Origin of the sequence: Aquirhabdus sp., assembly GCF_046462495.1 — a bacterium.
GTDB lineage: Bacteria > Pseudomonadota > Gammaproteobacteria > Pseudomonadales > Moraxellaceae > Aquirhabdus.
Genome location: NZ_JBKGVE010000004.1, coordinates 576399 through 590777, shown reverse-complemented (window position 1 = coordinate 590777; position 14379 = coordinate 576399). Strand labels below are relative to the sequence as shown.

At 49.6% G+C, this 14379-nt stretch carries 13 protein-coding genes; 7 read left to right on the top strand and 6 right to left on the bottom strand.

What is annotated here, in order from left to right; all coding sequences use genetic code 11:
* Positions 1–65 precede the first annotated feature (65 nt).
* Positions 66–2414: a heavy metal translocating P-type ATPase gene (locus tag ACLHG7_RS06140; RefSeq protein ID WP_410210395.1), complete on the bottom strand. Its 2349-nt coding sequence runs from the start codon at positions 2412–2414 to the stop codon at positions 66–68.
* Positions 2415–2564: 150 nt separating this feature from the next.
* Between ACLHG7_RS06140 and ACLHG7_RS06135 the strand changes: the two genes are divergently transcribed.
* Positions 2565–2972 (top strand): MerR family transcriptional regulator, encoded by a 408-nt coding sequence (locus ACLHG7_RS06135; protein ID WP_410210152.1) that lies wholly within the window; start codon positions 2565–2567, stop codon positions 2970–2972.
* A 112-nt stretch (positions 2973–3084) separates the two neighbouring features.
* Positions 3085–4527, top strand: coding sequence for a DUF3336 domain-containing protein (locus ACLHG7_RS06130; RefSeq protein ID WP_410210151.1), 1443 nt, complete (start codon positions 3085–3087; stop codon positions 4525–4527).
* Between the two features lie 186 nt (positions 4528–4713).
* On the opposite strand, the gene ACLHG7_RS06125 is transcribed toward ACLHG7_RS06130, so the two are convergent.
* Positions 4714–5607, bottom strand: coding sequence for a LysR family transcriptional regulator (locus tag ACLHG7_RS06125; RefSeq protein ID WP_410210150.1), 894 nt, complete (start codon positions 5605–5607; stop codon positions 4714–4716).
* Positions 5608–6041: 434 nt separating this feature from the next.
* Here ACLHG7_RS06125 and ACLHG7_RS06120 point away from each other — a divergent pair, with 434 nt between their 5' ends.
* Positions 6042–7919 carry a zinc-dependent metalloprotease family protein gene (locus tag ACLHG7_RS06120; protein ID WP_410210149.1) on the top strand — a complete coding sequence of 626 codons (1878 nt, stop codon included), beginning with the start codon at positions 6042–6044 and terminating at the stop codon, positions 7917–7919.
* Entirely contained in the window at positions 7916–8614 is a 699-nt protein-coding gene (gene cpaB / locus ACLHG7_RS06115; RefSeq protein WP_410210148.1) for a metalloprotease secretion chaperone CpaB, read from the top strand. Before ACLHG7_RS06120 ends, cpaB (ACLHG7_RS06115) begins: the two co-directional genes overlap by 4 nt.
* Before the next feature lie 174 nt (positions 8615–8788).
* Here the strand turns inward: cpaB (ACLHG7_RS06115) and ACLHG7_RS06110 are convergent, their stop codons facing one another.
* Positions 8789–8986 carry a hypothetical protein gene (locus tag ACLHG7_RS06110; protein WP_410210147.1) on the bottom strand — a complete coding sequence of 66 codons (198 nt, stop codon included), beginning with the start codon at positions 8984–8986 and terminating at the stop codon, positions 8789–8791.
* Positions 8987–9299: 313 nt separating this feature from the next.
* On the opposite strand from ACLHG7_RS06110, the gene ACLHG7_RS06105 reads away from it, so the two are divergent.
* From ACLHG7_RS06105 to ACLHG7_RS06095, 3 genes are read left to right on the top strand one after another with little or no spacing between them, the layout of a single operon-like run.
* Complete coding sequence (locus ACLHG7_RS06105) at positions 9300–9599, top strand: hypothetical protein (protein WP_410210146.1); 300 nt, start codon at positions 9300–9302, stop codon at positions 9597–9599.
* Positions 9596–9898, top strand: a complete 303-nt coding sequence (locus ACLHG7_RS06100) for a hypothetical protein (RefSeq protein ID WP_410210145.1) — start codon at positions 9596–9598, stop codon at positions 9896–9898. Before ACLHG7_RS06105 ends, ACLHG7_RS06100 begins: the two co-directional genes overlap by 4 nt.
* Complete coding sequence (locus ACLHG7_RS06095; protein ID WP_410210144.1) at positions 9895–10032, top strand: hypothetical protein; 138 nt, start codon at positions 9895–9897, stop codon at positions 10030–10032. The genes ACLHG7_RS06100 and ACLHG7_RS06095 overlap by 4 nt, the downstream gene beginning before the upstream one ends.
* 15 nt (positions 10033–10047) lie before the next feature.
* On the opposite strand, the gene cpaB (ACLHG7_RS06090) is transcribed toward ACLHG7_RS06095, so the two are convergent.
* The 3 genes from cpaB (ACLHG7_RS06090) to ACLHG7_RS06080 form a co-directional block, all read right to left on the bottom strand.
* Positions 10048–10746, bottom strand: a complete 699-nt coding sequence (gene cpaB, locus ACLHG7_RS06090) for a metalloprotease secretion chaperone CpaB (RefSeq protein WP_410210143.1) — start codon at positions 10744–10746, stop codon at positions 10048–10050.
* Between the two features lie 134 nt (positions 10747–10880).
* A complete protein-coding gene (locus tag ACLHG7_RS06085) occupies positions 10881–12704 on the bottom strand; it encodes a metallopeptidase (RefSeq protein ID WP_410210142.1) in 1824 nt (607 codons plus the stop codon).
* 459 nt (positions 12705–13163) lie between these two features.
* On the bottom strand, positions 13164–14213 hold the full coding sequence (locus ACLHG7_RS06080; RefSeq protein ID WP_410210141.1) for an NADP(H)-dependent aldo-keto reductase: 1050 nt from the start codon (positions 14211–14213) through the stop codon (positions 13164–13166).
* Positions 14214–14379: the final 166 nt, after the last annotated feature.

Here is a 14379-nt window from a genome sequence, read left to right as displayed (position 1 = left end):
CTCACGAACGACATCGAATTCTCGGCTGATGTCGAGGGCGAAACGTTTCGCCCCCTTATCCCACTTCAGAACTTTAACGCCTGACCACGTAGCCGCAGGGCATTGGTGATCACCGATGCCGAACTTAAACTCATCGCCAGCGCCGCAATCATCGGCGACAGCAACCAGCCAGTCACAGGAAAGAGTATCCCCACCGCCAGCGGAATCCCAAGTATGTTGTACAGAAAAGCAAAGCCCAGATTCTGCTTCATATTCCCCACCGTCGCTTCTGAGATCGCACGGGCAATAGCAATGCCGCGCAGATCACCTTTGATCAGCGTCACTTGTGCACTGTTAACCGCGACATCAGTGCCTGTACCCATCGCCACGCCAATATCGGCTTGGGCCAGCGCAGGGGCATCATTGATGCCATCACCCGCCATCGCCACCACATGACCCGCGTCCTGTTGCCGTTTGACCAGCGCCAGCTTGTCTTCCGGACGCACCTCACCGTAGAACTCCGCAATGCCCAGTTGCCCCGCCACATACTGCGCCGTCGCCTGACCATCCCCTGTTGCCATGATGACTTTGATTTTGGCTTTTGCCAGTGCCGCAAGTGCATCGCGCGTCGTGTCCTTGATCGGATCACGAACCGACAGAATCCCCACCAACTGAGTATCGGTGGCCAGATACATCACACTGGCGCCTTGCGTGCGCAGCGTCTCAGCCTGTGCTTCAAGTGACTGCACATCAATCCGTTGCTGTTGCATCAGCGCCCGATTACCCAAATAGAGCAACTGCCCGGCAACCTCGCCTTTCACCCCCAGACCCGTCAACGAATCAAACGCAGTGACGACATCGAGCTTCAGTTTTTGCACACTCGCCGCCTGCACGATCGCCTGCGCCAGCGGATGCTCGCTACCTTGGTCCAGACTTGCCGCCCACTGCAACACCTGATTGCCTTGATAATGTGCAGTCGCAAATACCTGATCAAAGCGAGGACGCCCCTCAGTCAACGTACCGGTCTTATCCACAATCAAAGTATCGATCGTACACAACGACTCAATCGCACTGGCATCACGAAACAAAATACCATGATGCGCTGCCCGTCCCGTCGCCACCATGATCGACATTGGTGTCGCAAGGCCCAGCGCACACGGACAGGCAATGATCAGCACCGCCACCGCGTTGAGTAAGCCATACACCCAGCCTGATTCCCCGCCGAAAAATCCCCACGCCAAAAAAGTCAGCAGTGCGACCAGAACCACGACCACCACAAAATATCCCGCCACACGATCCGCCATGCGCTGCATCGGCGCTTTAGAACGATGTGCCTGCGCCACCATCTGCACAATCTGCGCCAGCATGCTGTCGCTACCTACCCGCTCGGCACGGATCGTGAGCGCTCCCGTCAGGTTCTGCGTTGCACCGACCACCCGATCATTGCTTTGCTTATGGACAGGGACTGGCTCGCCAGTAATCATGGACTCATCGATATTACTGTCGCCACTGACCACCACACCATCGACCGGCACCTTCTCACCCGGACGCACACGCAGCACATCCCCGACCTGCACCTGATCCAACGGTACATCCTCCTCCTGTCCATCGGCAAGGATACGCCGTGCCGTTTTTGGCGCGAGACCCAGCAATGATTTAATCGCAGAAGAGGTTTGCGAACGCGCTTTTAACTCGAGTAACTGCCCCAGTAGGGTCAGGGTAATGATCACCGCCGCCGCTTCAAAGTAAACGGCCACCTGACCACTCATGGTTTTAAAGGCATCGGGGAAAACTTGTGGTGCCAAGATCGCCGCCACGCTATACACATAGGCAGCCCCCGTACCAAAGCCAATCAGCGTCCACATATTCGGACTGCGATGGGTGATCGAATACAGCCCACGCTCAAAGAACGGAAAACCCGCCCACAGCACCACCGGCGTCGCCAGCACAAATTCAATCCAGTTGCGCGTCAGCGGGCTAATGATTTGTACATGCTCACCAAACATCGCAAGGATAAACACTACAATGGTAAGGGGTAGCGTCCACCAGAAACGTCGCCGAAAATCAGTCAGCTCCGGCGACTCTTCATCATCCAGACTCGGCATTTCCGGTTCCAGTGCCATGCCACATTTCGGACACGCGCCCGGATGATCCTGCCGTATCTCTGGATGCATCGGACAGGTATAAACCGTGCCCGCTAGAGGGGTATAAGTCACCGACTTCGCGGGTGCAGGCGTCAGGTACTGCTCAGGCTGCGCCTTAAATTTATTAAGGCAATGACCACTGCAAAAATGATAGCTATGATCCTGATAGACATGATGGTGCGGGGAATCGGGACTGACCGTCATACCACATACGGGGTCGCGTTCTAGCGCAGCGCTTACGGTGTCAGCCTTTACCTCGGCTTGCTTTGAACCCCCGCAACAGGATGCCATTTTGGCGGGCGCTGTGGCTTGCCCCTTGGATATTTCCTCAGCGTCAGTTGATTTTGGATGTGTCACGGTCAGACTCCCAGTGGATGAACGATTGTGCTATGCTAAACCCTGTGGTCAACCCCAGAGTCAAGCTTTTGGAGAAATAATCGTATGCAAACGACCACCATTGGCAAACTGGCCAAAGCCGCCCATGTCGGCATTGAAACCATTCGTTATTATCAAAGCCGTGACTTGCTGCCCACCCCTGAGAAAACCGCAGGTTACCGTCAATACCCCATCGATCTGATTGATCGCATCCGCTTTATCAAGCGCGCGCAAGAACTGGGCTTTAGTCTGGATGAAATCTCCGATCTCGTCTCGCTCCACGGCAGTGAGCGCGCATCTATCCAGTCGATCACTGCCGCACGCTTAGCCCAGATTCGCACCAAAATTACCGACCTTGAGCGGATGGAAAGTGCATTAACGGCATTGCTGAGCGAATGCCAACATACCGATCTTTCCGCCCCTTGCCCCATTATTGCGTCAATCGGCGGTGAGGGTCATCTGCCCCTCAATTAATTCGGGTTATCAAGGTCAAAACCCGCTTGCTTTGACATACGTGCTTGCTAAACTCTGCCAAGGTTTTACAACTTGACCATCAACGCCACGGTTAATCCCACAGGACATCCACATGCCGCTACACCCCAAACGCCGTGAACTGGATCAGGCACTTGCCCACGCCAGTAGCTATCAGGAGTGGCTCGGCATTGCTCAAGAATTAGATACGCTAGATGGACTAATGGATTGGCGCAGTAGCGACGCCTCAGCGTTTTGTCATGAAGCCTTGATGCGCGAGCATATCCAGCAGATGCGTTCGATGATTGAGCATCAGGACTTGGGTGGCCTTGCGACCATGCTACAAGAGAGCGTGTATCGCCATCTGGGGGAGTTGAATAATCCCGAACTGTATCTCTATGCCCGTTCAGGCACCAAACAGATCGTCACCGAATATCTGGATGAGGTTGAGCACGTCATGCGCACCTTGTCCGAGCAGCCCATCCCCGGTCTACCCGAAGACCATAAATTGGCACTGTTTGAACAAGCCGCACGGATTTACGGCTGCCCCGCGCTGATGCTGAGTGGTGGGGCAACGTTTGGGATTTATCATCTAGGCGTAGTCAAAGCATTGTTTGAGCAGAATCTCCTGCCCAAGGTATTGGTCGGTTCGAGTATGGGGGCGATCATCGCCGCCGGTATGTGCAATCGCACGGATGAAGAACTGACTGAATTTTTTAAAACTCAAGTGTATGAGATCCATCGCGATGCACTGCGCTGGCGGCATCCACGGGCCATGCGCAAACAGCAGAGCGCCATGGATGAACAGCAATTGCTTGAACATATCCGTATCAACGTCGGCAGTGTCACCTTTGCCGAAGCCTATGCCAAGAGTGGACGGGTGCTGAACATCAGTGTCTCCCCGACCCGCACCCACCAAAAACCGCGTGTGCTCAACTACCTGACTGCACCCGATGTGCTGGTGGAATACGCCGTGCTTGCCTCCTGTGCTGTGCCGTTGCTCTATCCTCCCGTGACGTTATATGCACGGGGTAAGGATGGGCGCAAAGTCCCCTATATGAGTACTGAGACTTGGATCGATGGCTCCGTACATGGCGATCTCCCCCGTGAGCGCTTGGCTCGCCTGCATAACGTCAATCAGACCATCATCAGCCAAGCCAACCCACATATCATTCCGTTTATTACCCATCGTAATCATCGTGGCGTGCGCGCACTGGGAAAACAAGTGCTGTCCTCGGTCATTCATGTCGGCAGTGCCGAACTGCTGGATATTGGTCGTCATATCTTTAACAAAACCCCGCTTAGTCCGCTACTCAGTCATGCCCATGCCATCGCTGCGCAAAGCTATCTGGGAGACATCAACATCCAGTTCCCGTTTAAGCCCGCTGCTTACCTCAAAGTCGTCACCAACCCCACACCCGAAAGACTTGCGCACTACATCCGTCTCGGTGAACAGGCCACATGGCCGCAAATCGCCATGATTCGCGATCTGACGCGGATTAGTCGCTTGTTTCCGGAGTGTATTACGCGGATTAAGGCCAACATGGAGATGATTTGAATCGCGGTATCCGCTTAAAAACGATATATTTTTACCCAAAACGTAACAATTCATTAAAAATGACAACCAGTTCACATTTTTAATGGTAAAAAGAAGCTGTCTTGTCTTTATACACCCTTCTACGGGGACAAGAATTTGCTCACACGCTCCCCTCGCTGTGGGCTTTTTTTTATACCTATTCCAGCCTCATACCGTACACAGCACATGCTCAGCAAATGCATGATCAGGCTCTGCAATAATAATATCCATGAAATGCTGAATCTCAATATTCAACTGATTCTTCTTCCAGATAAAATATAAATCCACAGTCGCAAGCTCGGGAATATGATGAATATTGACGTCATATTGCTGACTAAAGACACTTTTTTCGATCAAAGACAGCGGAAAACACGAAATGCCTGTCCCAGCTTCGACACAAGCTAAGATCACCGCAAAGTAATTCATCTCAAGTATTTTTTTCGGTTGCTTCTGATGACCAGCAAGCCACTCCAAGGCTTTGATTCGATACAAACTATCATCACTAAAGGATAGAAAGTCATAATCACTTAAGATGTCCGGGGAAAACTGGGTAATCTCTTTAGGCGTAATCAACACCAATGACTCACGGAAGGCAAATCGACAATCGAGTAAGGGATGCTCAATCGGACCATCAGTAATCGCCATATCCAACTCATGGAAGATCACCCTTTTTTCCAAAGCCAACGTGGGTCCACGAATTAACTCAAGAGAAATATGCTTCTTCAACTGTCGATAACGGGCCACCTTCGCTGGCAGATGACTAATTAAAGCCACGTCTAGACACCCGACACGCAGTGCGCCGCCGCCCTTCTCTTGGACCAGTTTTTCAGTATCGGCCCAATCTTTAAAAATACGTTGTGCACGCTGATACAGCAGCCGTCCTTTGGGCGTCACATATAAGCGATTTTTTTCCCGGGTAAATAATTGAACCTGGAGCTCATCCTCAAGCTCTTGAATCCGGGTCGTGATATTCGACGGAACACAAAAGTTCTTATCGGCTGCTGCCTTGATGGTTCCTTCCTCGACAACAGAACAAAATAACTGGAGTTGATTGATCTTCATATATTCACTTTTAAAGAATTTAATGGCAATTAATAATCACTTTAAATAAACAAATTGCCTGAATCACAAAAATGACTCTTACAACCTCTTTAAAAAAATACCTTGACCAAATCGCTATAGCGACTAGACCTAAATCATTGCACAGGCGAAGAATAGACATCCCTCACCCAAGAGACTTGCCAACACAATATCTTTAAAAAAAATTTAAATTCAAAGCCTAATAGTAACCAAATGGTAACAAATGATGGAAAATATTTTTTAACTCAGTTCCCAGACCAAAAAATCAAATCACTCCACACTCATAAAAAATAGCAGTCATACCGAGCTGTCTATTGATTCACTTTTAAAGAACTTAATGCTGATTAATCGTTACTTTCAATATAACAACGCATTAGGTACTGTACTACAACATATTATTTTTACCGGACGGTCAAATGAACAAGTACGCGTATACGGCACTTTTTACAGCTTGTTTTGCCACAGCTGTGTTTGCAACAACAACCTTAACTCCTAAAACCAATGGAACTAATGGCGGCAATATCCCTAGCAGTACGCAAGATATTATTTTTAATATGTACGATGGCAATAGCGTGGGAAGCATTACCTTGCCAAAAACATCAGGTAATGGAGTCAAAGTAACGATTAATTCTCAGCGAACTTATAATTGTGTCGTAGATACCAGTAATACCGACTTTATCGAAGGTGGGTATATCATGCGCAAAGGGACTTCGATCAGTTTTGCTTTCAATAGTGTATTGGGGATATGGAGTCTCGCGACAGACAGTCAATTTAGTCCTAAAATCAATGGCGATACGATCCCCACTTTCACAGGGACGGCAGCGCAATATCTGATTAGCGATACGGACTGGGCGACCAGCATCAATTTGCCACAAACCGCAAATGATAACCAAATCATCATGATTCGATCGGATGCCAGCAAAACCTCAACCATTAATACAGCAAACTCTCTATTTCCAAGTACGTTGACTCTCAATAAAGGCGATACCTATTATCTGCAATACTTCAGCGATCTTAACAAGTGGGTCACCATTGGCTCGCCTAAACGCACGATTAATGTGGTCAATGGCGATACAGCACAATTAAACACAGCGCTGGCAACCCTCACCGCACCTAAAACAGAAGTGAAAGTAGCGGATGGCGCCTGGGTTCCCAATATCACCCTACCACAGTCAGCAAAAGACCGTGATCGCATCATCGTGACATCCACAGCAAGCTGGCAATCAACCATTGATAATGCCAACGTTAATAACACAGCGACCTTTAAATTAAACAAAGGCGATCGCTACGAATTCATGTATGTCGCAGATCAGGCCAATTGGGAGCTCATCTCTTCACCCAAACCAGTCATTCAGGCCAATGAGGCCGCAAACCAGCTCACCAAGCTCAAGACTCCTGTCACGGAAGTATATGCCGATAATACTTCTTGGGCTGCGTCTATTGCCCTACCCACTACCGCACAAAACAACGATAAAGTGATCGTCAGTAGCGATGCAGACAGTAGCTTCTATGTGACTGCAAGCGGTCTTTCACAAAAAATCAATACAGGCGACAAAGTTCGCTTTGTCTATGACGGCAGTACATGGAAAGCCGACACCGTGCAAATGGATCTTTTGTTTGTCGATAGCCCTGCACTGGATGCGAAAATTGGTGCGACAGCCGCTAAACTCAATATGCAAAATAGTCTACGCGTCACCAATGGCGCTTTAGAAAGCTCGCACGTAAACGCGTATTTCCGTCAAGTTGGCTATTTGAATTATAAAATCCCAGGCGCAGATATGGGAGCCGTGCTATCGGCTGGACGCTATGATCAAACCGTACAAAATGAAGCCAACCGCTTAGGTGCCGATGCAATCCACTACCAAGGGCTTGAGCCTCAAACGGGAGGATGTGGACTCGGTTATGTTAATGGTAGCCCCAACAAACTAAATATGATTTCAATCAGCCGCGTGGATTGTCCAGAGCAGGTTATCTCACATGAGTTAGGTCATAATTTGGGACTCAACCACAGCTTCCAACGAGCGACCGATGAAGCAAAGCGAGAACAAGATATTGCAGCTGGGATCAAACGCGCGCCTTTGGATTTCAACTACGGCTTTGAAAATGCACTGGTCGGCACGCTGCTCAGCTATAAACTGACCCCAATACGCATTGCTTATTACTCATCACCCAAAGTCTTTGAACCCAAGTACGGTGTGCGTATCGGTGAGGAGGGCAAAGTGGATGGTGCACGACGGGTCAATGCCAATGTCGTCGCCATTTCCAACTTCCGCACGGCGGTTAATGGCGTATGAATAAGCGCTTGCTAATCAGCCTTATTGCCATTGGGATCGTTGTTGTGGGTGTGGTGGTTTGGCTCAAGCCAACCACCCTGCCTACGGCAGCCGCTAGTATAGGTTCTATAGGGAGCCATACAACACAAATCCCAACATCTTTATCACCTGATAACCCACCGCTGTCTGACGCAGATATCAAGCAGCGAGTCAAAAAAGCCATTGTGCGGCGTCAATTTGTGCATTTGGATGTAGCAAGACTTGAGCAAGCTGCTGCGAACATTGCGATGTTCAAACCTAGTGATGCCGACACGGTCGCTGCCAACAATCCGATCCAGCTCAGTGATGCGCTTAAAAATGATGGTCGCGCCTACATCAGCTATGACCCTTATACGCTTGAGGGGAAAGGCGTTGGTGATCGGGTGCAGTTTAATGTTCCCGCCATAGGCATCAATCGTAGTGCGGTTATCGACCAAGTCAAAGTCGATGCGCATGACGATATCGTTTCTTGGACAGGTCATTTAGAAAATGGTGATCAGAATAATGAGAACTTCTACATTTCTCAAACCATCAAAGACGACTTTACAGTAGGAACCATCACCACCTTGAATGGAACCTATAACCTCAAAATCAAAAATAGCGTCGGCTGGGTTGCTCAATCCGGTAGTGAAAAAGACTTTGGCGAAGACGAAGTAACATCGCCCTCTCCCAAGTAATAACCTCGCATAAGCAACATTTTTGCGCTGCTTATCTTCCAGAATCAAATCCGACACACTCGGCTTTGATTCTTGCACCCTCTTCAGTAAAGGGGCTTTTTATGCCTACGATTCTATCCCCATCAATACGCTGGGATGATCAACCCTTCTCATCTCTGAAAAGAGCTTACGTGCTCAAACCGTCGCTTTTTGATAATGTATCTGTTTCTGCTTAGATTTCTCATCTTTCAATTGCTCAGCAATCCGCAGTCTGCGCTGCTTAATCGCAATCGGCGTCGAGTAATGACACGCAGCACAGCGCCCTTGGTGAAAAGCAGAGCTTCCACACTGCGGACAGGAGAGTGTAGGGATCGGGAGTTTGAAGTTAGCCATCACACACCTCAAGCATTCTTCGCATTTTGGGATGGTTATTATTTAACCTAAAAATTGCAATTTCATTACACGCGTGCATAAAGCACCAATCAATGGCATGAATGGGCGCGATTCACTGATCACTGCTCTTAGTGCGCTTTCACCCTAACACCCGTCTCCCGAGAAACCATCTCTACCTCCATTAAAGTTTCTTATAAGAAACTATTTCTTGACCTTTTAAGTTTCCTTAAGTAAACTAAATGTCTAGAGACTAATTCCATCGCACAAACAAAAACGCCCCCTCTGTCCGTCAAAACAAAGGGGGCGGCTCTAGGTGTCCCTTGTAGGTAGATACGCTAGAGAGGAAATTATGAATGCATTTCCACAGCTTACGCAAGTGGATTTAACCACTTGGTACTTCGATCCGATGAGCGTGCAAAATTCCCAGACGATCTGCTTGCAACGCTCTCTAGAGGACTGCGCAGGGTACGTAGTCGTGCACTGGCGCACAGGGCAGATTATCGAAGCCAAAGAAACATGGATGGTCGGGTTGGCTGCCACCATCAGTACCGCTCAGGAAAATGAATACGACGACTATATGCAGGGCGACTCAACATCAGGAGTAGACGAATGAAAATCCTCAATCACTATATCCGCATCTCTGACATCGAGCACTTGGGGCAGCGCTACCAAGTTCGCCACAACCGCATGACAGGACAAAACACTTGCCGCATCGCCTCGATTCACCGTGTCACGCGGCTCACCGCCTACGTCACCCATGTGGCAAGTGCGAATTGCAAAGCCACATTTAAATCAGCTGATATCAAAGCGCTGCGTCACCACATTACCGCGCACGCCTCGCAAACCTTACAACGTATCCATGATTTTGAACAACAACATCAGCAACACCACACCGAGGAGTGCCCCGTATGAACGACTTTGATGATATCCCACAAAACCGTCTTAACCGCTGGCTCAGTCAGTGGTCAGGACTGATCGGCGGCACCGTAGTCATGGGCTGCCTGATTGGGCATGTGGTATTGCAGACTTTGGGCTATGCTTCATGAACCTGAGAGCTAAAGCTAGTGTGCATGATCCTTCGCATCATCATGCAAGGCCTCTGCTGAACCACTCGTCACCCAGCCATAGCCATTTTTGCTTTCCAGAATGTACTCGCCAGTTGGGGTATGAAAGACCGCAATCGCGTACTGATCCTTCATGGTTTGGGTCACGGTAAAGTTCGACATCTGACCATTAACGCCATCCAGATCCCCGCGCCAGCGTACGATGTCACTGTCTACTTGTTCGATATCCGTCACTTTGCCGTCATACGACTGACCAGTATTCGGAATATCAATCTTGATGTGATCGCCAATAGACTTGCCTTCAATGATATATGGGTCGTATTGCACAAAGGCGCGTCCATCCTTCAACTGCGTATCGTTCAGTATGGAAAAATGCTGGGCGACAGTCTGGGCATCACTGTGCTGCATGATCGTTTGCTGATGCAGGGCTTGAGTCAACCGCTGCTCATCAAGCCGATACTGCGGGCGCCGCTGTTGACTGGCTTTGAGCAGCTCTCTATCGGATTGCGGCTTCGCCGTCACTGATGTATTCGCTGCATACTGATTCTGAATCACGGGTGCGCCGGATTGCACGGCAGTTACCGATGCAGTCGCAGCCCCGCTGAGCTGCGGTTTTAAGCCCCAGATTAAAGCGATTGTCAGGAGAACAATCACGATCACAATGAGGATGAGTCGCTTCATCTGTTTAGAAGTCATGATTGGGGTGTATCCAGGTTATGCGTTTGATGCACAGCAGCGCATCAACAAAAGAAGCATCTCGTCTGAGCATAATCATGACTGCAAACCCTGTTACAATCATGACGAACATCCGACAAGAAATATTTAACGGCTTAGTTGAGGGTGTAGGTCAACTGATTATGAAAATCTGCGACCGTTGCTGAGCGACCATTCAGCACCTGTACGGCATCCACCTCATTCGCCACGCCCAATCGTACGCCATACTGCGGGCTATAGGTATCGGGACTGGAGTAGTAAGGCAAGCTGTTGCCGCCCATGATCGTACTGCCGAGCGGATGCGAGAATCCATAACCCAAATAATGAGTCGCAACGGCATCCTCATGCGTCGTATTATGGTTTAAGCCCATATTGTGACCAAACTCATGACGAAGCACCGTCACCGGTTCCAATAGATTATTGGTGGTATACGCATAACCAACACTTGAGTTAACCCAGCTCAACCCCCCCCCTGCTTCAGTGCCGAAGTATGCGACATCGTCCGCTAGTACGCGCTTACGTTCATTATAAACAAGCGCGTCTTTGGTCACGGCATTTAGGGCATCGCCCAAAGTCTGATCAGGAGCGGGCAAGTCGCGCTGAAAGAAACTACCCACTTGTTTAACGTAGTAATTTAAGCGACTGTTTTCAGAAGCCTCATTGGTTAAGCGGAATTCCTCCAGCATTTTAAGCTTGGCCGCAGTGTCACCCAAAGCGGTCACCGTAGCACCACTGTAGGTCAACAACATGGTGATCAGACGCGTCTCACGCTGCCATTGATGCTGCGCGTTGTAGATGAAACGTACGTTCTCCCCCGTATTTACACGCTCAGCCAGCGAACCGGACACCACATTAACACTATACGTTGCATTGTTACGCAGCACGACCCGATCACCCTCTTGAGCGGTCAATGGCAATTGCAGGGTTGATTGCCAGTTGGCGTCCGCCGCCCTGACTTCAGTCAATGGCGCGGTCGTCGTCGGCAACTGACCTGACGGCACATCTTTCAATTGAAACAATGGGATCGGTGCAGACTGTACAACCCAATAAGCCTTATCCGCGATATAGCGGAAGGTATACTGATCACCGCGCTTCACATTCAAAGTCGCCAGCGTATTGGTATGCGCGTTATTGATATGCACCACCCGATCTGTAGCAGACGTAACAGTGACCTGATCACGGTCATTGGCGCTAGCAGGCAAACCAATCGCCGCCATCAAATCCTGATCGGTCAACGTAACCTGATTGATTGGTGAACTGATGGTACTCGCCGTCAGACTGGCCAACGCAGCAGGGCTGATCACCCGTGTCGGTGACGACTCCGGCACCCACTGACTTAAGGCTGCCACATAGCGGAAGTAGTAGCGATCACCCGTTTTGACCGTAAAGCTGCTCGGGAACAGTAAGTTCTGCGGATTAATCTTGCTCGCCCACGTCGCAGAAGACTGCACACTGACGTACTGACCATCTGCGGCTGAAGCAGGCAAAGTCACTTGAGGTACCCAGTTAGCATCCGCCAGTTTATAGGTGGACAGGAAGTCCGTAGTGGCTGGAACGGGCATGACCGCACCGTTGGCATTGGGCGTATACACCTTGCTCTGAAGCTGCCACTTGCCCAACGACTGACTGAAAATAAAATTAAAGGTGTTGCCGGCTTTGACCGTAATCTGCGCCACAGGCACATCAGAACGTGTCGCATCAATCTGACTGTCATAGCCCGCCGATGACGTGATGGCCAGTTTCGCGCCGTCTTTGCCTGTGAGCGGTAGTGTCAGGTTAGGCACCCAATTGCCATTCCCCAATTGAAAAATGAGGTCATCATAGCCGCTGGGTATCACGCCGCTTTGATTATTCTGATTCGGTGACAGGGTGGTTGCGGCATAGACCGTCGTTGCTGCGACAGCCAGTACCAGTAAACTGCGTGAAAATAATGTGCTCATCTATCGATGTCCTTATACTGACGAGAGGGAGAAACGGTATATTGCAAAGTCGTTATGATCAAAACACGTCCTATGGAGATCACTTCGGCTTGAGTTTTTAGTGTAGGAAAAAAGAGCAACTGAAGAAATACTATTCATACCTTTTAGTAAAATTTTTTGTATCTTTTATCAATGATTAAGGTGATTAAAATCACACTTTTAACATTAAAGTCATCTATTTTTGACAGAGCGCCAACTCGGTCACAGACTCAAAAAATGCATTTCAAAAACATAAAACGGTTCTGTCTCCCTTTTCCTCTTTGACGCACACGCATAAAAAATGCCGTGCATTGCGACATCAAAATAATCAAAAGAAAGCCCGCTCCATGGAATGAATTCATGGTCGAGCTGACTAGGTCACCACATGCTTAGCAACGAAGTGTATGAAGATTGCTATACCCAATATCCTTTAGATCACACTTAAGGACACGGATTCGGATGTGCCAGATGAATCTGCTCAATTCCCGTCAGCACTTCATCAGACAACCTGACGTCCACACTCGCCAAGTTCACTTTCAACTGCTCTAAGGTCGTTGCTCCAATGATATTACTGGTGAGGAATGGTCGCGTATTGACATACGCCAGCGCCAACTGCGCCGGGTCCAGACCATGATCCCGCGCAAGCTGTACATAAGCGGCAATCGCCTTTTCAGGAATGATACCGTTATAACGCTTAAAACGCTCCCAGCGTGACAACCGCGCCCCTTCAGGTTTAGCGCCATTCAGATACTTGCCCGTCAGCGCGCCAAACGCCAGCGGTGAATAGGCCAAGAGCCCCACCTGATCACGGATCGCCACCTCAGCATTGCCGATTTCAAAGGTACGATTGAGCAGGTTGTAGGGATTCTGAATACTCACCACGCGGGACAGTCCCGTACGCTCCGCGATATTGACGAACTGATTAACACCCCACGGCGTTTCATTGGATAGTCCGATATGGCGAATCTTACCTGCTTTGACGAAGCCATCCAAAATCGATAAGGTCTCCTCAATCGGCACCGTATCTTCATCCGCCACATGCTCATAGCCCAGCACCCCAAAGTGATTGGTGGTGCGATCCGGCCAGTGCAACTGATAAAGATCAACATAGTCGGTCTGCAAACGCTTCAGGCTGTTATGCAGTGCCGCTTCCAGATTCGGGCGATCATGGCGCGTCTTGCCGCCGCGGATATGCGCGGCTTGAATCAGTTTCAGCGAAGGCCCAACCGCTTTGGTCGCAACCAGTACTTTCTCGCGGTTGTCGGCTTTCTTCAGCCATGTGCCGAGATAAGTCTCCGTCAATCCTTGGGTTTCAGGGCGCGGCGGCACCGGATACATCTCAGCGGCATCGATCAGATTGACGCCGTAATCCACTGCCAGATCCAACTGCGCATGCGCCTCGCTTTCCGTATTCTGCTCGCCCCATGTCATGGTGCCGAGTGTAATGATACTAACCTTGGTGTCAGTCTTGCCGAGCGGTCTATACAGCATAGTCGTTCCTGTTGATCAATGAATGGTTCGTGCACAGGCCAGAGTGATCTGCTGTGCGCGGCTTAGACATTCATGTTTGAGCTTGAGTCTGATGTGAGAGGAGAAACGCATGTACTGCAAAGAACTGCGTTTCTCATTGAAGCTCATCAGATTGTACGATCAGCTG